Source organism: Herbaspirillum sp. C7C8, from assembly GCF_022627875.1.
In the GTDB taxonomy this organism is placed as follows: Bacteria; Pseudomonadota; Gammaproteobacteria; order Burkholderiales; family Burkholderiaceae_D; genus Herbaspirillum.
In genome coordinates, this window is record NZ_JABXGG010000003.1 from 193,347 (window position 1) to 213,107 (window position 19,761).

The 19,761-nt window shown below is 62.4% G+C and carries 22 protein-coding genes; 9 read left to right on the forward strand and 13 right to left on the reverse strand.

The window, feature by feature from the left end:
* Positions 1 to 84: 84 nt before the first annotated feature.
* Complete coding sequence (locus HWE01_RS05450; RefSeq protein WP_241821256.1) at positions 85 to 987, forward strand: TraB/GumN family protein; 903 nt, start codon at positions 85 to 87, stop codon at positions 985 to 987.
* Between the two features lie 100 nt (positions 988 to 1,087).
* Here the strand turns inward: HWE01_RS05450 and argB are convergent, their stop codons facing one another.
* The 4 genes from argB to HWE01_RS05470 form a co-directional block, all read right to left on the reverse strand.
* Positions 1,088 to 1,981, reverse strand: a complete 894-nt coding sequence (argB, locus tag HWE01_RS05455) for an acetylglutamate kinase (protein ID WP_008332843.1) — start codon at positions 1,979 to 1,981, stop codon at positions 1,088 to 1,090.
* A 138-nt stretch (positions 1,982 to 2,119) separates the two neighbouring features.
* Entirely contained in the window at positions 2,120 to 2,932 is an 813-nt protein-coding gene (locus HWE01_RS05460; protein ID WP_241821257.1) for a BRCT domain-containing protein, read from the reverse strand.
* 54 nt (positions 2,933 to 2,986) lie between these two features.
* Positions 2,987 to 3,790 (reverse strand): type III pantothenate kinase, encoded by an 804-nt coding sequence (locus tag HWE01_RS05465; RefSeq protein ID WP_034351374.1) that lies wholly within the window; start codon positions 3,788 to 3,790, stop codon positions 2,987 to 2,989.
* Positions 3,787 to 4,629, reverse strand: coding sequence for a biotin--[acetyl-CoA-carboxylase] ligase (locus HWE01_RS05470; protein WP_241821258.1), 843 nt, complete (start codon positions 4,627 to 4,629; stop codon positions 3,787 to 3,789). The genes HWE01_RS05465 and HWE01_RS05470 overlap by 4 nt, the downstream gene beginning before the upstream one ends.
* Positions 4,630 to 4,746: 117 nt before the next feature.
* On the opposite strand from HWE01_RS05470, the gene HWE01_RS05475 reads away from it, so the two are divergent.
* The 4 genes from HWE01_RS05475 (at position 4,747) to HWE01_RS05490 (ending at position 8,476) form a co-directional block, all read left to right on the forward strand.
* Positions 4,747 to 5,898, forward strand: coding sequence for a VanZ family protein (locus tag HWE01_RS05475; protein ID WP_034351376.1), 1,152 nt, complete (start codon positions 4,747 to 4,749; stop codon positions 5,896 to 5,898).
* Positions 5,899 to 5,965: 67 nt separating this feature from the next.
* Entirely contained in the window at positions 5,966 to 6,292 is a 327-nt protein-coding gene (locus tag HWE01_RS05480; RefSeq protein ID WP_008332860.1) for a (2Fe-2S) ferredoxin domain-containing protein, read from the forward strand.
* A 77-nt stretch (positions 6,293 to 6,369) separates the two neighbouring features.
* Positions 6,370 to 7,032 carry an alpha/beta hydrolase gene (locus HWE01_RS05485; protein WP_241821259.1) on the forward strand — a complete coding sequence of 221 codons (663 nt, stop codon included), beginning with the start codon at positions 6,370 to 6,372 and terminating at the stop codon, positions 7,030 to 7,032.
* 289 nt (positions 7,033 to 7,321) lie between these two features.
* A complete protein-coding gene (locus HWE01_RS05490) occupies positions 7,322 to 8,476 on the forward strand; it encodes a D-alanyl-D-alanine carboxypeptidase family protein (protein WP_008332864.1) in 1,155 nt (384 codons plus the stop codon).
* Positions 8,477 to 8,625: 149 nt separating this feature from the next.
* On the opposite strand, the gene ahpF is transcribed toward HWE01_RS05490, so the two are convergent.
* Both ahpF and ahpC read right to left on the reverse strand, forming a co-directional pair.
* Positions 8,626 to 10,227 (reverse strand): alkyl hydroperoxide reductase subunit F, encoded by a 1,602-nt coding sequence (ahpF, locus tag HWE01_RS05495; protein ID WP_241821260.1) that lies wholly within the window; start codon positions 10,225 to 10,227, stop codon positions 8,626 to 8,628.
* Positions 10,228 to 10,399: 172 nt separating this feature from the next.
* Positions 10,400 to 10,963 carry an alkyl hydroperoxide reductase subunit C gene (ahpC, locus tag HWE01_RS05500; RefSeq protein ID WP_008332872.1) on the reverse strand — a complete coding sequence of 188 codons (564 nt, stop codon included), beginning with the start codon at positions 10,961 to 10,963 and terminating at the stop codon, positions 10,400 to 10,402.
* 357 nt (positions 10,964 to 11,320) lie between these two features.
* On the opposite strand from ahpC, the gene HWE01_RS05505 reads away from it, so the two are divergent.
* Positions 11,321 to 11,773: an acyl-CoA thioesterase gene (locus HWE01_RS05505; RefSeq protein ID WP_241821261.1), complete on the forward strand. Its 453-nt coding sequence runs from the start codon at positions 11,321 to 11,323 to the stop codon at positions 11,771 to 11,773.
* Between the two features lie 21 nt (positions 11,774 to 11,794).
* On the opposite strand, the gene HWE01_RS05510 is transcribed toward HWE01_RS05505, so the two are convergent.
* From HWE01_RS05510 to HWE01_RS05535, 6 genes are all read right to left on the reverse strand, one after another.
* On the reverse strand, positions 11,795 to 12,511 hold the full coding sequence (locus tag HWE01_RS05510; RefSeq protein ID WP_241821262.1) for an Imm52 family immunity protein: 717 nt from the start codon (positions 12,509 to 12,511) through the stop codon (positions 11,795 to 11,797).
* Between the two features lie 23 nt (positions 12,512 to 12,534).
* Positions 12,535 to 13,137, reverse strand: coding sequence for a Tox-REase-5 domain-containing protein (locus HWE01_RS05515; RefSeq protein ID WP_241821263.1), 603 nt, complete (start codon positions 13,135 to 13,137; stop codon positions 12,535 to 12,537).
* On the reverse strand, positions 13,137 to 13,484 hold the full coding sequence (locus HWE01_RS05520) for a hypothetical protein (RefSeq protein WP_241821264.1): 348 nt from the start codon (positions 13,482 to 13,484) through the stop codon (positions 13,137 to 13,139). The genes HWE01_RS05515 and HWE01_RS05520 overlap by 1 nt, the downstream gene beginning before the upstream one ends.
* Complete coding sequence (locus HWE01_RS05525) at positions 13,468 to 13,971, reverse strand: DUF4123 domain-containing protein (RefSeq protein WP_241821265.1); 504 nt, start codon at positions 13,969 to 13,971, stop codon at positions 13,468 to 13,470. The genes HWE01_RS05520 and HWE01_RS05525 overlap by 17 nt, the downstream gene beginning before the upstream one ends.
* Positions 13,972 to 13,973: 2 nt before the next feature.
* Positions 13,974 to 14,384 (reverse strand): PAAR domain-containing protein, encoded by a 411-nt coding sequence (locus HWE01_RS05530; RefSeq protein ID WP_241821266.1) that lies wholly within the window; start codon positions 14,382 to 14,384, stop codon positions 13,974 to 13,976.
* A 297-nt stretch (positions 14,385 to 14,681) separates the two neighbouring features.
* The gene (locus tag HWE01_RS05535) at positions 14,682 to 16,550 is read right to left on the reverse strand and encodes a phosphoenolpyruvate carboxykinase (GTP) (protein WP_241821267.1); all 1,869 of its coding nucleotides are present in this window, start codon (positions 16,548 to 16,550) and stop codon (positions 14,682 to 14,684) included.
* 73 nt (positions 16,551 to 16,623) lie between these two features.
* On the opposite strand from HWE01_RS05535, the gene HWE01_RS05540 reads away from it, so the two are divergent.
* Positions 16,624 to 17,013 (forward strand): hypothetical protein, encoded by a 390-nt coding sequence (locus HWE01_RS05540; RefSeq protein WP_241821268.1) that lies wholly within the window; start codon positions 16,624 to 16,626, stop codon positions 17,011 to 17,013.
* 312 nt (positions 17,014 to 17,325) lie between these two features.
* The gene (locus HWE01_RS05545) at positions 17,326 to 18,312 is read left to right on the forward strand and encodes a D-2-hydroxyacid dehydrogenase family protein (RefSeq protein ID WP_241821269.1); all 987 of its coding nucleotides are present in this window, start codon (positions 17,326 to 17,328) and stop codon (positions 18,310 to 18,312) included.
* On the opposite strand, the gene HWE01_RS05550 is transcribed toward HWE01_RS05545, so the two are convergent.
* Positions 18,290 to 19,054: an L-asparaginase gene (locus HWE01_RS05550; protein ID WP_241821270.1), complete on the reverse strand. Its 765-nt coding sequence runs from the start codon at positions 19,052 to 19,054 to the stop codon at positions 18,290 to 18,292. The genes HWE01_RS05545 and HWE01_RS05550 overlap by 23 nt on opposite strands.
* 207 nt (positions 19,055 to 19,261) lie before the next feature.
* Between HWE01_RS05550 and HWE01_RS05555 the strand changes: the two genes are divergently transcribed.
* Complete coding sequence (locus HWE01_RS05555) at positions 19,262 to 19,747, forward strand: asparaginase domain-containing protein (RefSeq protein WP_008332892.1); 486 nt, start codon at positions 19,262 to 19,264, stop codon at positions 19,745 to 19,747.
* The last annotated feature ends 14 nt before the right edge of the window (positions 19,748 to 19,761 follow it).

Below are 19,761 nucleotides of genomic sequence, written 5' to 3' on the forward strand. Positions count from 1 at the left end.
CGCGCCGCCATGACGGGGGCGCACCTTCAGCAAGCTAGGAAAGAAAGGCCAGCAGTGACCGGATTGATGCAACGCTTGATTATAGTGAGTTTGACCTGGCTGTCCTGCCTGAACTTGCTCTGCCCTGCCCGCGCGGCCACGCCTGCGGAGACCTCCCCACCCGCCCCGCCGCGCGGCGCGCTCTACCAGGTCTCGGATGGCCGCCACACGCTGCTGCTGTTTGGCACCATCCACGTCGGCGCCCCTGATTTCTACCCGCTCGAACCGACGCTGCAACAGGCTTTGACCACCACCCCCGTACTGGCGCTGGAGCTGGACCCGCAGAACGCCGCTGCCATGCAGAGCGCTGTGCAGCGCCATGCGCTCTATCCCGCCGGACAGCACCTGCTGGATCAGCTCGACCCGGCGCTGCGTCAGCGCACCGAGACCACGCTGCAGCGTTTCGGTCTGTCCCCCGAGAGCGTACAGCAGATGCGCCCATGGATGCTGGCCATGGCCCTGACGGTGCAGGAATATGTGCGCCATGGCTATCGTACCGACCTGGCCGTGGACAGCCACCTGGCCGCGACCGTGCGCGCCCATGGTGGCAAGATCGTGGAACTGGAAAGCGCCGAGCGCCAGATGAGTCTGTTGAGCCAGTTGACCCCGGCCCAGCAGGGGCAATTCCTGGCCGACACCCTGCAGGAACTGGACGATGCCGACCTCACCCGCAAGCTGGACCGCCTGGTCGGCGCCTGGCGTCGCGCCGACAGTGCCGGCTTTGCTGCCGCCTTGCAGGAGATGCAGCAGGATGACAGCTTCACCAGCCGCTTTGCGGTGGACACGCTGCTGCGCAAACGCAATCCGGGCCTGGCCGCAGGCATTGCCGAACTGCTCAGTGAGCACGATCATGCGGTCGCGGCCATCGGTATCCTGCATCTGGTCGGACCTGACAGCGTGCCGGCCTTGCTCGCCAAGAAGGGATTGCAGGTAACACAACTCTATTAACTCTATTGAAAGCGCTGTGGATAAATAAAAAGGGATGAGCGCAAACTCATCCCTTTTTCGTCACCTCTGCGCTGCAGGGCGATCGATGTGATCAATGCGATCAGTGCGAACGGATCATGGTCCCGAAAGCCTGTTCGGTCAGCACCTCCAGCAGCAGCGAGTGTTCGATGCGGCCGTCGATGATGTGCACCGTGTTCACGCCCGACTTGGCCGCATCCAGGGCCGAGGAAATCTTGGGCAGCATGCCGCCGGAGATGGTGCCGTCGGCAAACATCTCGTCGATCTCGCGCGCCGACAGGTCGGTCAGCAGGTTGCCGGCCTTGTCTTGCACGCCGGCGATGTTGGTCATCATGATCAGCTTTTCGGCATGCAGGATCTCGGCGATCTTGCCGGCCACCACATCGGCATTGATGTTGTAGGCCTGGCCATCGTCACCAAACCCGATGGGCGAGATGATGGGGATGAAGGCATCATCCTGCAGCGCCTTGACCACCGCCGGGTTGATCGCCTCGATCTCGCCCACGTAGCCGATGTCCAGGAAGGCACCGGGATGCTCCTTGTCCGGCATCTGCATCTTGCGCGCGCGGATCAGGCCGCCATCCTTGCCGGTCAGGCCCACCGCCTGGCCGCCGTAGTGATTGATCAGCATCACGATGTCCTGCTGCACCTCACCGCCCAGCACCCATTCCACCACTTCCATGGTTTCTTCATCGGTAATGCGCATGCCCTGCACGAAAGTACCCTGCTTGCCGATCTTCTTGAGCGCTGCATCGATCTGCGGGCCACCGCCGTGGACCACCACCGGGTTCATGCCCACCAGCTTCAACAGGATCACGTCGCGGGCGAAGCCGTGCTTCAGGCTTTCTTCCGTCATCGCATTGCCGCCGTACTTGACCACGATGGTCTTGCCGTGGAATTTGCGGATATACGGCAGCGCCTCGGCCAGGATTTCGGCTTTGATCTGGGGGGCTACGTGGGTGAGGTCGGTGGTCATGGCAATGTCCTGTCGATGCGATGAGGAAAAAGTGATGGGTGATGGGGTGATGCGGTTAGGGACGCGATTTTACATGGAAAGCCGCCCGGCTTCGCACTGCAACATGGGACGTGTGCGATCCAGACAACGCCGCCGCGCTCAGGCGCCGCAGGCGCGGATTTCCTGATCCGGGAAGGCGCTCTTGATATTGTCCAGCGCGGTGCGGGCTTCCGGGCTCAGATCACGCAGCTGGAACACCTGTTTGCCGGCCCCCGAACGACGCGCGATGATGCGCGCGCTGCGCACGCCGCGCGAGATCAGCTGGCCGACATACGCCTTGGCCGCCTCTTCGGTACGGAAGATGCCCAGCGAGACGCCGTTACGCAGCGCCGGATTGGGGAAGCTGTCCGGAATGACATAGAAATCGCCGATCCCCAGGCGCCGCAGCTCGGCAATACGCCGCTCGGCACCGTCGCGACCATCCTGAGGCGGGATGAAGACCATATGGCTGGTGACGTCCTGGGTCAGCTTCTGGACCACCTTGTCGCCCAGCTTGAGGCTGGCCAGTTGTTCCGAGAAGCGGCGGGCATCGGCGGCAGTGAAGTTGCCGACTTCGGTACAGGAAGGAGTGACCGCAGCAAGCTGCGGGGCCGCCGCTGTCGGAGCTGTCGGTGCCGTCGTTGCCGCCGTCGCGGCTGTCGCGGCCGGCGTCGGTGCATCGGGGGCCACAGGCGTGGCCGTCGCAGCGGCATCGGTACCGGCGGCGGGCGCCGGCGCAGCTTGCGCGCGCAGTTGCGAAGCCAGCTTCTCGCTATTGGCCGGCAACAGGCTCAACAGCTCGGGCCGCAATTGTTGGGTCAGGCGCTGCGGTTCACGCCGTTCGGTCGCGCTGGCACCAAAATAACCGCGTGAGAGCCCGAACAGGACCACGTTACCCACCAGCAACAGCCAAAAAAGCAGTTTCAGCTTCATCCGCGCCCAGTCTTCCTTGCCCTGATTGATTTGTCTGCCTGCATGGACAGGCGTTCAGCGTCCATGGTTCATGGCCGTATAGAGGCCAATGAGCACCAGATTATCCACCTTTTCCAGCGGCGTATCGCCCAGCGCCAGGTAAGGCGCCAGCAGTATCCCTGCGCCACCGGCCAGCAGGCAGCGCAAGGCTGCGCCGGGATGCCGGCGGCGGCGCTCGGCCAGCGCGTGCTCGATGGCCCCGACCTGGGCTGCGATGCAGCCGGCGACGATGGCATCGACCGTATTGTCGGCAAACATCCGCTCGGGTGGCGCCGCGCCATCGATGCGGGGCAACTGGGCCGTATTGAGGGCCAGCGAGGTGGCCATGGTGCCAAAGCCCGGCAGGATCATGCCGCCTTCGAACACGCCCTCGGCGCTGATGACGTCGATGGTCGTGGCCGTACCGCATGTGGCTACCAGCAACTGCTCATCGGGAAACAGCGAGCGCGCACCGATGGCTGCGGCAAAGCGGTCACAGCCCAGCTGGCCGGGATGGCGGTAGCCATTACGTATGCCGGCCCGCTCGGGCGCGGAGGCAAACCATTCGATGATCACACGCGGCCCGAAGACAGCGTACAAGATGGCCTGCAGGCGATCCCGCAAGGCCGGTCCGGCGACATTGGAGACGGCGACCTGCAGGTCCGCATCGCTGGCCATCAGGCCGGTGAGCGCCGCCCAGTCCAGCGCCAGCGCCTCGACCTCGGCACGCTCCACCGCGCCTTGCTGCCGCCACGGCAAGGGCGGGGCGGCGCCACGGTCCGCATCGGCCACCAGCGCCCACTTGATGCGGGTATTGCCGGCATCGACCAGCAGCATCATGCGTCTTGCAGCCGCAACGAGACATCCCCGGCCAGGATCTCGACCTGTCCGCTCCCGGTCTCGATGAGGAAGCGGCCCATCATGTCCACGCCCATCGCGGTGCCTTCCTGCAGGACGCGGCCATTCTCGACGATCTTGACGGCCTGCCCGGCATAGGCGTGGAAGGCTTCCCAGCGCTTGACGAAGGCCCCGAAGCCGCGCGCCTCGAACTCCTCCAGAACGCCGGCGAGGGCGCTGGCGATGATGGCCAGCACGGTCTCGCGCGGCGGCTTCTTCAGTTCGGGCGCAGCCCCGACCGCGCGCTGCAGTTCATCTTCCAGGCCTGGTGGTACCGCCAGGTTCAGGCCGATGCCGATGACGGCCCAGGTGGCCTCGCCCTGGCGGCCGTCGGCGGCGGTCTCGATCAGGATACCAGCCAGCTTGGCGCCATCGCGCAGGACGTCATTGGGCCATTTCAACTGCGGGCGGATACCGAACACTTCCAGCGCCTCGGCCAGGGCCACACCGACGGCCAGCGGCAAGCCCAGCAGCGCGTGCGTGGGCCGCTGCAGGCGCCAGGCCAGTGAGAAGGTCAGCGAATCTTCCGCCGCGGCACGCCAGGGGCGTCCCGCGCGGCCACGACCGGCGCTCTGGCGATCGGCCACCAGCAGCAGCGGGCGCTGCAAGGTGGACAGGCGCTGCATCAGGTCGACATTGGTGGAGCCGGTCACGGCCACGGCTTCGACATCGATACGTTGCTGGCCCTGGGGGTCGGAACCGGCCAGGAGCATGCCGATGCGCTCTGGACGCACCAGCGGCGCCGAGTCAGGCTCGGCGGGCATGGGAAAAGTCAGTGTCATGCGCGCATTGTAACGGCAGAGCGGGCTGACGCGGGATGCCGGATGCCAAACAAAGGCAAAGGTAAAGACGATGGGCGGCAGCGACCACCTCTTGCGAAATCGGTTACCCTCTGGCCCATGCCCGTTCCACCCGACTCCCGCTGCGAGCCTCCTGCTGCCCCGGCCAGTGCGCCGGCGGCCTCCTCGTTCGCGCGCGTGAGCCTGCTGGTCTATACGCTGCTGATCGTCTATGCCAGCTGGTATCCCTTCTCCGGCTGGCGTGACATGGGGCTCATGCCCTTTGATTATCTGGGCGCGCGCCTGCCCTACTACTGGACCGTGTTCGATGTCTGGACCAACGTCGCCGGTTACGTGCCGGTGGGCCTGCTGCTGGTACTGGCCCTGCATCCGCACCTGCGTCCCTGGTGGGCGGTGTGGCCGGCCATACTGGCCGGCACGCTCCTGTCGGCCTGCATGGAGGCGGTCCAGACCTATCTGCCGACCCGTGTACCCTCCAACCTCGACCTGTTGACCAACGCGCTGGGCGTGGCCCTGGGCGCCCTGCTGGGAGCAGCCTGCAGCCGTTATTTCCTGCACGAGAGCCGCTTCCTGCTGCTGCGCCGCCGCTGGTTCTCGGGCGAAGCCAGCCGGGGCCTGGTGGTGGCCGGCCTGTGGCCGCTGGCGCTGATCTTTCCACAGAATCACCTGTTCGGTCTGGGCCACCTGGTGCCGCCGCTGTCGGCCTTGTTCTCCGATCTGTTCGATACCCCCATCGACCTGGCCACCACCTGGCTCAACAGCGTGCAGCCGAGTGCCGAACAATACTGGCTGGCCGACGTCATCGTCACCGCCTGCGGCCTGACCGGCGCGGCCCTGCTGGTGCTGCTGCTGATGCGGCGTCAGGCTCCGCGCCGCCGGCTGGTGGCGCTGTACCTGCTGGCCTGCATCGCCACCAAGTCACTGGCCTGCGCCCTCTTCTTCGCACCGCAGAACGCCTTCGTGTGGATCTCGCCCAGCGCCGTGGGTGGCATCATGCTGGGGACCATGATGATCGTCGGGCTGGCCTGGGCGCCGCCCACGGCACAGCGTCGGGTGGCCGCACTGGCGCTGATTCTGAGCCTGATGGTGACCAATGCGGTCCCGGCCAATCCCTATTACATCTCCACGCTGGAAACCTGGGTGCAGGGCAAATTCCTCAACTTCGACGGCGCCGCACAGTTCCTCTCGGTGCTGTGGCCCTTCCTGGCGATCTGGTTCCTGCTCCATCCGGTGCACCGCAGGCCGGCTTGAGCGAGGTGTATCATTGACGCTTTGCCGGCCCGCACCGGCACCGTCGCCACTCTCCACAGGTCATCCCATGAGCGATCAAGAGCAACCCTATTACGAACATCACGTCTTCTTCTGCCTGAACCAGCGCCAGCCGGGCGAACGTACCTGCTGTGCCGACAAGGGCGCGCAGGCGGCCCAGGAACATGCCAAGAAGCGCATCAAGCAACTGGGCCTGTCCGCGCCCGGCAAGGTCCGCATCAACAAGGCCGGATGCCTGGAGCGCTGCGAGGAAGGCCCGGTCGTGGTGATCTACCCGCAAGGCACCTGGTACACCTACGTCGACAATGAAGACATCGACGAGATCATCGACAGCCACATCGTCGGCGGCAAGGTCGTGGATCGCCTGAAAATCTGACGATATGAAACTTTGAGCATGCTGCGGCCCGCCATGCCCGTCGCAGCAAGCTTCCCTCATCCGTTTTCCCGCACGCCATGAACGTACATACCCAACACTTCCAGATCGCCGGTGCCGTCGGCCAGCTCGAATGCGCGCTCGATCTGCCGGACCCCGAGCAATTTGCCGCGCCGGTCGGCCTGGCCTTGGTGGCCCATCCGCATCCGCTCTACGGCGGCACCATGGACAACAAGGTCGCGCAAACCCTGGCCCGCACCTTCCTGGCGCTGGGCTACGTAGCGGTGCGCATGAATTTCCGCGGCGTGGGCAAGTCCGAAGGCGTGCATGACCATGGCGCCGGCGAGACCGACGACATGGCCCTGCTGCTGCAGCACATGCGCACCCAATATCCCGAGCTGCCGTTGGCGCTGGGAGGATTCTCCTTCGGCACCTTCGTCCAGGCGCAATTGCAGCAGCGCCTGTTGCAGCAGGATGCGGCCAGCGCCGCCGAGCGACTGGTACTGGTGGGCACGGCGGCCGGAAAGTGGCCCATGCCACCGGCACCGGCCAATACCATCCTGATCCACGGCGAGCAGGACGACACCATTCCCCTGTCCGCCGTGCTGGACTGGGCGCGCCCTCAAGAGCTGCCGGTCGTAGTGATTCCGGGCTCGGATCACTTTTTTCACCGCAAGCTGCAACATATCAAAAATGTCGTGGTCGAAAGCTGGCATCGCCGCCCGGCGCAGCTTCAGGCCTGAACGTTTCCGACAAGTCCGACGTCCATCCCGAAGCCATGGCGGCGCTGCGCGAGGCGAGCCCAGGGCGCCATGCCGGTATCGTGAGGGGATTTTCGGGGATGAAGATTCATTCAATTGGGAACGATGCCGCATGACGTTTTATAATTCAGTGCGACCAGCCAGTCAGAAGCAGCGAGCCTTTGCCGGGCTGTTCGCACTGATTGAACCCGACTGATCCGTCCTGCCTCACCCTCTTTTCAAACCAACAGCTACGATGTCCCCCCGTGCTGGCAATTTTTCTTAGGCACCGATGAAAAAGCTTCTCGCGGCATTCGCCGCAACCGTCCTTTCCCTTTCCGCCGTCACCGCCTCCGCCCAAAGCCTGCCGCCGCCGACCGTGGCGGCCAAGAGCTGGCTGCTGCTCGATGCTTCGGCCAACCAGGTGATCGCCTCCAGTGAGGCCGACACCCGCGTGGAACCGGCCTCGCTGACCAAGCTGATGACCGCTTATCTGGCCTTCGCCGCGCTGCGCGACAAGCGCCTGAGCCTGGAGCAGGAAGTCAATGTCTCGGTCAATGCCTGGAAGGTTGATCCGAGCAGCTCCAAGATGTTCATCGAGCCCAACAAGCCGGTCTCCATCGACAATCTGCTCTATGGCCTGATCTCGGTGTCGGGCAACGATGCCGCCGTGGCCGTGGCCGAAGCGGTCTCCGGTACCGAAGATGCCTTCGTGCAGCTGATGAACCGTGAAGCCCAGCGCCAGGGCCTGACCAACACCCATTTCAGCAACCCGCATGGTCTGCCCAGCCCGGACACCTATACCACTGCGCGCGACCTGTCGATTCTGTGCCGCAACCTGATCAACGACTTCCCCGACTATTACAAGCGCTACTACTCGGTCAAGAAGTTCACCTACAACAACATCACCCAGCCCAACCGCAACCGTCTGCTGTGGCTGGACCCGACGGTGGACGGCATGAAGACCGGTCACACTTCCAGCGCCGGTTATTCGCTGATCACCTCGGCCCATCGCCCGGTGCCCAACGGCGAGCGTCGCCTGATCTCGGTGGTGATCGGTACCGTCTCCGACGCGGTCCGCACTCAGGAAAGCCAGAAGCTGCTCAACTGGGGCTTCCAGAACTTCGATGCCGTCAAGCTCTACGCCAAGGGCCAGGCCGTCGACACGCCTGACGTGTGGAAGGGTTCGCAGAGCAAGATCAAGGTCGGCTTCAAGAACGACGTCTACATCACCATCCCCAAGGGCACGGCCGACAAGGTCAAGACCAAGCTGGAGCGCAATGATCCGCTGATCGCCCCGATCTCGGAAAACGCCAAGGTCGGCACCCTGAAGGTGACCATCGACGACAAGACCGTGGCCGAACTGCCGGTGATCGCACTGGAATCGGTGGGCCCGGCGGGCTTCATCGGTCGTGCCTGGGATTCGCTGCGTCTGATGTTCAAGTAATCGAGCCACAGGCAGTTGCACCATGCAAAACGCCATCGGGAAACCGATGGCGTTTTTTCATGCCCTCGTGCGAGCTTCGTCCGCGCAAAAAAAAACGCCACCGTCTCAGCGGTGGCGTTTCAACTTGTGGACGTCCAGACTGAGCTGGCTCAGGCAGCCACGGCTTCCTTGGCCACTGCCGGAGCCACGTCATCGGCCGACGAACGGATCAGGTGATCGAAGGCCGACAGGGCTGCCGTCGCACCTGCACCCACGGCGATGACGATCTGCTTGTACGGCACGGTGGTCACGTCGCCTGCGGCGAAGACGCCCGGAATCGAGGTCTGTCCCTTGGCATCGATCTCGATCTCGCCGTGTTTGGACAAGGCCAGGGTTCCCTTGAGCCATTCGGTGTTGGGCACCAGGCCGATCTGGACGAACACGCCTTCCAGTTCCACATGCCTGATCTCGCCGCTCTCGCGCTCCTTGTAGCTGATGCCGTTGACGCGCTGGCCATCGCCGGTGATCTCGGTGGTCTGCGCCGAGGTCACGATGGTCACATTGGGCAGGCTCTTCAACTTGCGTACCAGCACGGCATCGGCCTTGAGTTCAGCCGCGAACTCGATCAGGGTCACATGGGCGACGATACCGGCCAGGTCGATGGCCGCTTCCACGCCCGAGTTGCCGCCGCCGATCACCGACACGCGCTTGCCCTTGAACAGCGGACCATCGCAGTGCGGGCAATAGGCCACGCCCTTGTTCTTGTATTCCTGCTCGCCCGGCACGTTGACGTTGCGCCAGCGGGCACCGGTGGAGAGGATCACGGTCTTGCCCTTCAACACGCCGCCATTGGCCAGCTTCACTTCGATCAGCTTGTCGCCCGGCACCAATGCCTCAGCGCGTTGCACGTTCATGATGTCGACGTCATAGGCCCGCACGTGCTGTTCCAGCGCGGTCGCGAATTGCGGACCTTCGGTTTCCTGCACCGAGATGAAGTTCTCGATGGCCAGCGTATCGAGCACCTGCCCACCGAAACGCTCGGCCACCACGCCGGTACGGATGCCCTTGCGCGCTGCATAGATGGCAGCGGCTGCACCGGCGGGGCCACCGCCGACGATGAGCACGTCGTACGGATCCTTGGCGCTCAGTTCTTCACCCTTGCGGGCAGCGGCACCGGTGTCGAGCTTGGCGAGGATCTCTTCCACGCCGGTACGGCCCTGGCCGAAGACTTCACCGTTCATGTAGACGGTCGGCACGGCCATGATCTGGCGTTGCTCGACTTCTCCCTGGAACAGTGCGCCGTCGATGGTGACCGACTGGATGCGCGGATTGATGATGGACATCACGTTGAGCGCCTGCACGACTTCCGGGCAGTTCTGGCAGGTCAGCGAGACGTAGGTCTCGAAGCGATAGTCGCCGTCCAGGCTCTTGATCTGCTCGATGACCTTGTCGTCGAGCTTGACCGGGTGGCCGCCCACTTGCAGCAGCGCCAGCACCAGGGAGGTAAATTCGTGGCCCATGGGGATCGCGGCGAATTCGACGCTGATGTGGGTCCCGGGGCGGTTCAGTTTGAAGGACGGGGTACGTCCCTGGGCATCGGCACCGCGTTGCTCGACCAGCTTGATGCGGTCCGACAGCAGCACGATGTCTTGCAGGAGTTCCTGCATCTCACGGGACTTGGCGCCATCATCGAGCGACGCGACGATCTCGATCGGGTGGCTGACCTTTTCCAGATAGGCCTTCAATTGGGTCTTGAGATTGGCATCAAGCATGATGATTACTTCCTCGTTGAGAGATTCTAGGGTCGCCCTGACCACGGCCTCGCCCTTGTGAGGGTCGGCCGCTTGCCCGGGGGGGAGCGGGTCAGGACGGATACTGCGGGATATTCAGTGCAGCGCCAGCCGGAGAACAGCGCTTGGCTGGCGCGATACGGCGGGATGTTGCTTAGATCTTGCCGACCAGGTCCAGCGAAGGCTTCAGGGTGGCGGCGCCTTCTTCCCACTTGGCGGGGCAGACTTCACCCGGGTGCGATGCGACGTACTGGGCGGCCTTGACCTTGCGCAGCAGTTCCGAAGCGTCACGGCCGATGCCGTTGTCATGCACTTCCATGACCTTGATTTCGCCTTCCGGATTGATCACGAAGGTGCCGCGCAGTGCCAGGCCTTCTTCTTCGATCAGCACTTCGAAATTGCGTGCCAGGGTCGCGGTCGGGTCGCCCACCAGCGGGTACTGGACCTTCTTGATGGCTTCCGAGGTGTCGTGCCATGCCTTATGAGCGAAGTGGGTGTCGGTGGACACGCCGTAGATTTCAACGCCCAGCTTCTTGAATTCAGCGTAGTTGTCGGCCAGATCTTCCAGCTCGGTCGGGCACACGAAAGTGAAGTCGGCCGGGTAGAACACGAACACGGACCACTTGCCCTTCAGGGTGGCTTCGGTGATGTCGACGAACTTGCCATCGTGGTAAGCGGTTGCCTTGAACGGCTTGATAGTGGTGTTGATCAGGGACATTGTCGATTTCCTTTTAAAGGGGGGTTGAGTGAAGCGATGGGATGAATAGTAGAACGCCCAACAAAATAGATCAATTTTATTTAATCAATACTTTTGATTGGATTTAACTATCATTCTTGAGGATCCGGCTATCGGCAGCGCCGGCGAGCGCAAACGGCGCGGTCGCCACAAACACATGGCGTCGGCCCGCGCAGATGCAAGCACGACACTGGCCAATTGCCAACCATGATCGCTTAAGATGGAACACTTCCGGCAGCGCCCTGCAGCGGGCACGACCGGAAGTGGAAGCAATGTTACTGCAAGCACGCCATTCTTGTGCAGGTGCACAAGCCGACCAATCCTGACTCTGATGAACCGATGAGCGAGCACCGTCCCCAACCCGGCCGCCGCGCCGATTTCCCGCATTTTCACGCCATTGCGACGCGCTGGATGGACAACGACGTTTATGGCCACGTCAACAATGTCATCTACTACAGCTGGTTCGATACCGCCGTGAACCATTACCTGGTGCAGCAGGGTGTGCTGGATATCGAGCGGGGAGAAGTGATCGGGCTGGTCATTGAAACGCATTGCAACTATTTCGCTTCCGTCGCTTTTCCGGACTTGATCGAAGTGGGTGTTCGGGTGGCGCATCTGGGGCGCAGCAGCGTGCGTTACGAGCTGGGCATCTTCAAGGCGGGTGAAGACACTGCCGCAGCGCAAGGCCACTTCGTGCACGTGTACGTGGATCGTGGCAGCCGCAGGCCGGTGGCGTTGCCGGAGGCATTGCGGGCGGCGCTCATGCCGCTGACCTTGCTGATGCCCGGGTGAGCATTCAGGAGAAGCGCCACCTCACAGATCAGCGAACCGCGGCAGCAAGTCTTGATCCACAAGCCGGATTTCGATGGAGTGGGCAATTTCCAGATGCTCAGGGTTCTGGTCGGAGAATGCTGCATCCGTTACAGAGACGACGATCGTGCCCAATTGTCTTTCTTTATTCTTTTCGTCTTTGCCTATGACAGGCAACAGCGCACGGGCTTCGGGGACTTGCCTTGCGGTAAGGCTATGCGGCAGGTAGAGCATCCAGCCCACGCCGGGGCGGTCCTTGAAAACCGATTCGTAAAAAGTCGGCTCAACGGATACGAACTTGGGTCGCCATATATCAATCATTTTTCTGACGGTGCTCGACACGCACGAAAAATCCTGGAAATCGATGCATTCTGTTTCAAAATGCACGATGCTCGGCTCAGGCCACGGTCGCACCACGCCGCCCATTGTGGCACCGTCGATGCCTTCTTCACCGTTCCAAAGACCGATGACGCGCGAAAGAGCATTGACGTTCTTACTCTGCCGCCTTGCGGTCAATACAGCCAATATCTCCGTACTAGGGCCGCTTTCGTCGAATGCCGAATACAGCAACGCATTTTCCTTACTTTCACCACCCAGGAACCAATCCTGTAGTGCGGGTGAGAATTGCCGCACATGCTGGCGCAATTCAAAGAACCTTCTCATATCATCAGTCGGAGAAACGGAAAAATCCTGAGCAGCGCTGAAATGTGCGCGAAACATGACACTCAATGGCGGGGTCGTTTTCATGGCAAGAAGTAATGAGGGACATCGGGCACAACTGGACCAAGAATTTTTGAAAAATAGCGATAACTGAGCGGCTCCTGCCAGAACCACGCCAGTCGGACGGGTGGCCTTGGTACTGCATCCTTGCTCTGATCGAGTATTTTCTCGATCATTTCATCCACGTTGTAGGCCCACCATTTCTTCGGACGGCCCCATTCGTCAAAGAATCTGTCATATCCGCCTTTTGCTTCCTTGAGCAGGCATTCTGCCGAAACGAAACCATCAAAATCCCTGTCATTGAACTCCCATTCATCGATGAAGTTCGGACCATTGGACATCCCACCTATCCTGGCCTGGTAATCAACCCAATCATAGCGAACAGGAAAAGTACGCCTCATGACTTTTCCCTGGTCTGCCGGGCAATCTCTGCAACTCCTTCGCGCTTTGCTGGTTGACTCCGCGCGCGCAATTGGCATCGCCTTGGCCCTCTCGGCTTCCTCCTGTTTTTTCCTCGCCGCCCTCCTTGCAGCCTCATCAGCCGCACCGGCGAGGCCACTCACGCCAAGGGCGGCCAGGACACGTACACCTACGGCTTCAATGACTGGTATCGCCGCAGCAGCCATCAACCCTTCTCCTTGAGATGAAATTGCAGTATCGCATCGAGATCGTCCAGCCGTTGCTCAGGTGTCGCGCCGGGCCGACGGAAATAGCGTTCCAACAGCGGATCTTGATGAAGATTCGGTGCGTCAGCCCAGAGGTACATCAGGCGCACGACATGCGGTGTACTTGAAAATCCGGCATGTGCGGCATAGTCGTAACCCTGCTGCATCCTCGCCAATACCAATGCACGTTCTTGCGGTGCAGAGATCTCGGGACGAAGCATCAGGAATTCATCACAAACGGCCGCCACGAACCGGCGCGCTTCGTCGTGTTGCAAGGCAAGCCACTGCGCCTCAGTCAGCGTGAGCATCCTGCCTCCCGATCCGTACGCGCCTGCCTTCATGCAGCATGTGCCATTCAAGCACATGACCGAAGAGGTCTTCCCGCTGTGGCGCGTCGAGCGTGCGCGCCAGGCTGACCAATACACGCGGATCCCAAAACCGCAACAAGCCGGTACGGCCATCGGACAGCGTGATGTCGAGTCGCAACTGCAGTAGTTGCGCAAGGCCGGCCAGATCCTGCGATGCGATCAGCCAGGCAACTGATGGGACGCTGCGCTCCAGGGCCACCAGTTCGGAGCGCATCGGCTCGCCCATCAAGGCGGCGTCCACCAGCCAAGGACCGGCATGGGCTAGCAGCGCGTCCGCCGTTCCCGCGAACAAGGATTGGCGGCCAGAACCTGGCGCTATCCGTTTGCCCAGCTGACTCTGGTACTGCAAGCCATCGACAAGAGCATAGAGCCGCCATGCGGGCGAGCTCTGTTTGATCTGTGTCCAGCGCACGTAGACGTCGTCCATTGTCACTCCCGGATGACCACAGGGCTCCCAAAGTGCGCCGCCTTGCGCAGGCAATCCAGGCAGATACCCGAACCGGTAGAGACGGCGATCTCCAAGCCGTTCTTCGGCTCCCCGTATCCGTCCCCGCTTTCTGGGAGTGACGATTCGTCAGACCATGTTGTGGTGCCTTGGCTGGCGATCAAACGCGCACCGCAATCGGTGCTATCCAGATGCCTTGCATAACCCCGTCCCTCGCCATCTACCATGTCCGGTGCCCCAGAATTAATGGCGAAGATGCCCTTGCAACGGGGGCAGACCACCTTGTCGCCCACCCTGGCCATCGCCTTGCCATGGAGGTAGCTGGTGAGATCGGCACTGATAACCGTCCCGCCATGCGTGGTCTTGTCTCCCATGACGACAAAGGCGCGGCTCATGCAAGTTCTCCTGCAGGCCCAAGCAGCCCCATCGGCATTTTCACGAAATAACTCATTTAGCTTGACTCCGGTGTGGAAAATCGCTGCTGCCCGATGCAGCAAACCAGGTCAAGGATCGTAAAAGAGAATGCGCCAGTGAAAGCTGGAGCGACCGAAACATCTCCCCGGTCTCGAATTCGGCGGTCGTCATTTCACTATTGGATTATTTCAAAACATGACCATCCGCCACCCCCAAAAAAGAAAACGCCCGCCGCATCACTGCGGCAGGCGCTTCCTGTCTTCTCCGAACCGGTCAGCTTAGGCTGCCAGCTTCTTCTCCAGCTTGTCCTTTACACCCTGCAGTTCAGCCGGCAGCTTGTGCTTGAGCTTGTCGAACAGTTCCGCATGCAGCTCCAGTTCCTTGACCCAGGCGGCCTTGTCGATGGAGGTGATGGTGGTGAACTGTTCGGCGCTGAAGTCCAGGCCTTCCCATTGCAGATCCTCGAAACGCGGGGTGATGCCGAAGAGGTGCTCGACACCGCCGGTCTTGACGCCCTGCGGATCCTCGATGCGGTCCAGCATCCACTTCAGCACGCGCATGTTGTCGCCGAAGCCGGGCCAGACGAACTTGCCATCGGCATCGGTGCGGAACCAGTTCACGCAGTAGATCTTGGGCAGCTCGGCGGGCGAAGCAGCGATCTTCTTGCCGATGTCCAGCCAGTGCTGGAAGTATTCGCTCATGTTGTAACCGGCGAACGGCAGCATGGCGAACGGATCGCGGCGCACCACGCCCTGCTGGCCGACGGCCGCAGCGGTGGTTTCGGAACCCATGGTGGCAGCCATGTAGACGCCTTCAACCCAGTTGCGGGCTTCAGTCACCAGCGGCACGGTGGTGGAACGACGGCCACCGAAGATGAAGGCCGAGATCGGCACGCCGGCCGGATCGTCCCAGGCCGGATCGATCACCGGGTTCTGGGTGGCTGCGACGGTGAAGCGGGCGTTCGGGTGCGCTGCCTTGCGGCCGGTTTCCTTGCCGATTTCCGGGGTCCAGTCCTTGCCCTGCCAGTCGATCAGGTGCGCCGGCGCTTCCTTGGTCATGCCTTCCCACCAGACATCGCCATCATCGGTCAGCGCCACGTTGGTGAAGATGGTATTGGCCGACACCGAGGCCATGCAGTTGTAGTTGCTCTTTTCGTTGGTGCCCGGGGCCACGCCGAAATAGCCGGCTTCCGGGTTGATGGCATACAGGCGGCCATCGGCACCCGGCTTGATCCAGGCGATGTCGTCACCGATGGTGGTGACCTTCCAGCCGCCGAAGGCCTTGGGCGGGATCAGCATGGCGAAGTTGGTCTTGCCGCAGGCCGAGGGGAAGGCCGCTGCCACGTAGTGCTTCTTGCCTTCCGGGGATTCCACACCCAGGATCAGCATGTGCTCGGCCAGCCAGCCCTGGGCGCGCCCCATGGTGGAGGCGATGCGCAGGGCGAAGCACTTCTTGCCCAACAGCGCGTTGCCGCCGTAGCCCGAACCGTAGGACCAGATCTCGCGGGTTTCCGGATAGTGGACGATGTATTTGGTGGCATTGCACGGCCAGGCCACATCCTTCTGACCAGCCGCCAGCGGCGCGCCCACGGTGTGCACGCAAGGCACGAACTCGCCATCGCTGCCCAGCACGTCGTACACGGCTTTGCCCATGCGGGTCATGATGCGCATGTTCACCGCCACATAGGGCGAGTCCGACAGTTCCACGCCAATGTGCGCGATGGGCGAACCCAGCGGACCCATCGAGAACGGCACCACGTACAGGGTGCGGCCGGCCATGCAGCCGTCGAAGAGACCATTCAAGGTCTGGCGCATCTCGGCCGGATCGGTCCAGTTGTTGGTCGGGCCGGCGTCTTCCTTGTTCCTGGAGCAGATGAAGGTGCGGTCTTCCACGCGCGCCACATCCGACGGATCGGAACAGGCCAGGTAGCTGTTGGGACGCTTGGCTTCGTTGAGCTTCTTCATGGTGCCGGCGGCAACCATTTCCGCGCACAGGCGGTCGTATTCTTCCTGCGAACCATCGCACCAGTAAATGCGAGCCGGCTTGGTCAGCGCGGCGATTTCGGCGACCCAGTTGATCAGTTTCTGGTGTTTGACGCAGGCGGGCGCATTGACTGCGGGAATGCCTGCCATGAGGGGTTGGTTCATATGCTACCTCCAATGCCACAAGTTGATGAATTCGGTTGGCACGGCAGGATCGTCGTTGCACGGAGCCGGCGGGATGCACACGCCAGTCGGCAGTACGGCGGTCTTGTCGATGGCGTCCGGCTCAGAGAGCCCGGTCACCCTGCCCGCCCCCTTGCTGGCGGCGGGTTTTGCTCACTCTTCGACAGTCGAGAGTGCAGGAAAGTGGCAGCGATTGTACCCCGATAAAACGGAATTTACGCAAATTTGTAGCGAAAAATACCCGAGTTATGTAGTAGGTAATTACAAATCAAAAAAATTCTGTTTTTTCATTACTGTGCCGCATAACAGCAATTCCAGGACAATCCGCATGAATACTGGATTTGCGCGGCATTGCGGCAGATCAGCCATTCACACCGTGAATATCTCCTGTAAAAAGGCGACGAAAACTTTCACCTTGGCCGTCTCCCGGCGTGTCGGCTGGTAAAGCGCCACGATGTCCGGACCGGGCACTTGCCATTCGGGCAGCACCGGCACCAGGCTGCCCTCCTACAGGGCCGGATCGAGGGTCACCGACATCTGCTGGATGATGCCGCCGCCGGCCCCGTGCGGCGGCCCCCGAGGAGCCCCACCCCCTCCTGGTCGGACGTCCCCCATCAATATGCGAGCTTTTTGACGCGCAAGGGCGGCATCAGCAATTCCGCCCGTGCCGAATCTCGGCAATCGCTTTATGATGGACGCCCACGCCAGCCACACCCGTGGCCGACGACCGCCCCTCAAGAGTGCCAGGAGACTTCCCATGAAAATCGCCATCCTCGACGACTACCAGGATGCCGTGCGCCACCTCGATTGCTTTGGCCTGCTCGACGGCCACGACGTCAAGGTCTTCACCAACACCGTGCGCGGCATCGGGCAACTGGCCGCGCGGCTGGCACCGTTTGACGCCGTGGTGCTGATCCGCGAACGCACCGCCCTCACCCAACCCCTGCTGGAAAAGCTCCCCCTGCTCAAACTGATTTCCCAGACCGGCAAGGTCAGCGGCCATGTCGACGTGGCCGCCGCCACCGAGCGCGGCATCGCCATCGTCGAAGGGGTGGGCGACCCCACCGCACCGGCCGAATTGACCTGGGCCCTCATCATGGCCGCCATGCGCCGCGTGCCGCAATACTGCAGCGCCCTGCGTGCAGGAGCCTGGCAACAGGTCTCGCCGACGCCGCATCACAACCTGATCGGTACCGCCCTGAAGGGGCGCACCCTGGGCATCTGGGGCTACGGCAAGATCGGACGCCTGGTGGCCGGCTATGGCCGCGCCTTCGGCATGCAGGTGGTGGTGTGGGGACGCGAGGCCAGCCGCGAACAAGCCATCAAGGATGGCCTGCAGACCGCCGCCAGCAAGGAGGATTTCTTCGCCCAGGCTGACGTGCTGAGCCTGCACCTGCGCTTGAACGACGCCACACGCGGCATCGTCAAGGCCAGCGACCTGGCCCGCATGAAGCCGACCGCCTGCTTCGTCAACACCAGCCGTGCCGAACTGGTCGAGGCCGATGCGCTGGAAGCGGCCCTGCAAGCCGGCCGCCCCGGGCTGGCCGCGCTCGATGTCTTCGAGCGCGAACCGCTGCCGGTGGATTCAGCGCTGCTGAAGATGGACAACGTGGTGGCCGCCCCGCACCTGGGCTATGTGGAAAAAGACGGATATGAACTTTATTTCCGCGCGGCCTTCCAGAACATCGTCGACTACGCCGCCGGGTCGCCCAGGAACGTCCTCAATCCTGAGGCTCTGGGGTGATGCGGTGAATGGTTTTGACCGGCGGGTCATAGGTCAGCTGGGGCATCGGTCCGGCGCGCTTCCACAGGTGCCGCCAACCCGGCGGCCAGGGTAGCGGCGGACCGGCGTATTCGGGAACATTGCGCCGGATCGGGATCACCGGCAGGTGTTCCGGGATGCTGCCGTTGCTGTGCCAGCCGAGGCTGAAGGCGTAATCCGGCAGGAGCGTGGCGCAGACCAGTTCGAACCAGCTGGCGTGGGCCTCGTCCTCGCCCAGCGCCTGGGCCAGTCCTTGCGGGTCGAACTGAGCCAGCAGGCGTGCCAGTTCCTCGGGTGACGAGGAGGGCCCATCTCCCCAGCCCATCACCGGATTGAAGTTGTAATCGGCCCCCGAGCCATACCAGCCCTCGCGCCAGGGCCGTTCGATCCAGTTGCGCGGGCCGCTGAAGAGATGCCAGCGCCAGTGCAGTCCGGACGGCTTGGGCCAGCTGTACAGATACAGGCGCTGGTAACCGGCACGATGCAGCTCGCGCACCATGGCCATCAGGCGCGCATGCGGCATGCGGTCCGGCGGGGCGCGACGGAACAGGATGGGCGTGCCATCGGCGTGCTGCACTTCGTCCGAGGACAGGTTCAGATCGAGCGTACGCACCTCGCTGCCGAAGCGCGCAGAAATCCAGCCCGTCATCAGGTTGACGAGCACGATCACGCCATAGCCGCGATGGCGGTGGAAGATGACGGTGCCGGGTGCCAGAGGTTTCATATCCGGTCCATTATAAATGTCCTGAGAAAATCGCTCCGGGCCGACCTGTCTCCCAGCATAAATGAAGCTTCCTGCGTGTAAGATAGCGCCTGCCAGCGGCCATTGCGGCGGCTATCCGGGGCGAAGCGGCTGGCACGCGGCGTCCGGGAGCGCATCTTGCTTATCCCGCGATGTGAACATTTTTGACCAGTTGGAAGATAGGAACCCATGAGCCTGCGCATCATCGCCACCGGCGGCACCTTCGACAAGCACTACGACGAAATCGCCGGCCAGCTTGGCTTCAGTGAAAGCCATTTGCCGGACGTCATCGCCCGTGCCCGCATCACCACCGACGTCTCCCTGGAAACCCTGCGCCTGCTGGATTCGCTGGAGATGCAGGACGGCGACCGCCAGCGCGTGCTGCAAGCCTGCCAGGCCTCGACACAGCAGGCCATCGTCATCATCCACGGCACTGACACCATGCAGCAGACCGCCCAGGTGCTGGGCCCGGCGCTGACCGACAAGACCGTGGTGCTGACCGGCGCCATGATCCCCTACGAGATCGCCAACTCCGACGCCTTCTTCAACTTCGGCTTTGCCTGCGGCGTGGCCCAGGTGCTGCCTCCGGGCGTGTATGTGGCGATGAATGGCCGCATCTTCGCCTGGAACAAGGTCGCCAAGAACCGCAGCGCCGGCGTGTTCGAACCGATCTGATCCCGGTAGTGAGC

Coding starts and splice junctions, on each gene's coding strand:
- HWE01_RS05485 (WP_241821259.1), top strand. CDS start 6,370: ATGAACGTACATACCCAACACTTCCAGATCGCCGGTGCCGTCGGCCAG.
- HWE01_RS05520 (WP_241821264.1), bottom strand. CDS start 13,484: ATGCTCACGCTGACTGAGGCGCAGTGGCTTGCCTTGCAACACGACGAA.
- argB (WP_008332843.1), bottom strand. CDS start 1,981: ATGACCACCGACCTCACCCACGTAGCCCCCCAGATCAAAGCCGAAATC.
- HWE01_RS05480 (WP_008332860.1), top strand. CDS start 5,966: ATGAGCGATCAAGAGCAACCCTATTACGAACATCACGTCTTCTTCTGC.
- HWE01_RS05545 (WP_241821269.1), top strand. CDS start 17,326: ATGAAAATCGCCATCCTCGACGACTACCAGGATGCCGTGCGCCACCTC.
- ahpF (WP_241821260.1), bottom strand. CDS start 10,227: ATGCTTGATGCCAATCTCAAGACCCAATTGAAGGCCTATCTGGAAAAG.
- ahpC (WP_008332872.1), bottom strand. CDS start 10,963: ATGTCCCTGATCAACACCACTATCAAGCCGTTCAAGGCAACCGCTTAC.
- HWE01_RS05470 (WP_241821258.1), bottom strand. CDS start 4,629: ATGACACTGACTTTTCCCATGCCCGCCGAGCCTGACTCGGCGCCGCTG.
- HWE01_RS05515 (WP_241821263.1), bottom strand. CDS start 13,137: ATGGCTGCTGCGGCGATACCAGTCATTGAAGCCGTAGGTGTACGTGTC.
- HWE01_RS05540 (WP_241821268.1), top strand. CDS start 16,624: ATGCACACGCCAGTCGGCAGTACGGCGGTCTTGTCGATGGCGTCCGGC.
- HWE01_RS05465 (WP_034351374.1), bottom strand. CDS start 3,790: ATGATGCTGCTGGTCGATGCCGGCAATACCCGCATCAAGTGGGCGCTG.
- HWE01_RS05550 (WP_241821270.1), bottom strand. CDS start 19,054: ATGAAACCTCTGGCACCCGGCACCGTCATCTTCCACCGCCATCGCGGC.
- HWE01_RS05525 (WP_241821265.1), bottom strand. CDS start 13,971: ATGGACGACGTCTACGTGCGCTGGACACAGATCAAACAGAGCTCGCCC.
- HWE01_RS05475 (WP_034351376.1), top strand. CDS start 4,747: ATGCCCGTTCCACCCGACTCCCGCTGCGAGCCTCCTGCTGCCCCGGCC.
- HWE01_RS05490 (WP_008332864.1), top strand. CDS start 7,322: ATGAAAAAGCTTCTCGCGGCATTCGCCGCAACCGTCCTTTCCCTTTCC.
- HWE01_RS05535 (WP_241821267.1), bottom strand. CDS start 16,550: ATGAACCAACCCCTCATGGCAGGCATTCCCGCAGTCAATGCGCCCGCC.
- HWE01_RS05555 (WP_008332892.1), top strand. CDS start 19,262: ATGAGCCTGCGCATCATCGCCACCGGCGGCACCTTCGACAAGCACTAC.
- HWE01_RS05460 (WP_241821257.1), bottom strand. CDS start 2,932: ATGAAGCTGAAACTGCTTTTTTGGCTGTTGCTGGTGGGTAACGTGGTC.
- HWE01_RS05505 (WP_241821261.1), top strand. CDS start 11,321: ATGAGCGAGCACCGTCCCCAACCCGGCCGCCGCGCCGATTTCCCGCAT.
- HWE01_RS05510 (WP_241821262.1), bottom strand. CDS start 12,511: ATGTTTCGCGCACATTTCAGCGCTGCTCAGGATTTTTCCGTTTCTCCG.
- HWE01_RS05530 (WP_241821266.1), bottom strand. CDS start 14,384: ATGAGCCGCGCCTTTGTCGTCATGGGAGACAAGACCACGCATGGCGGG.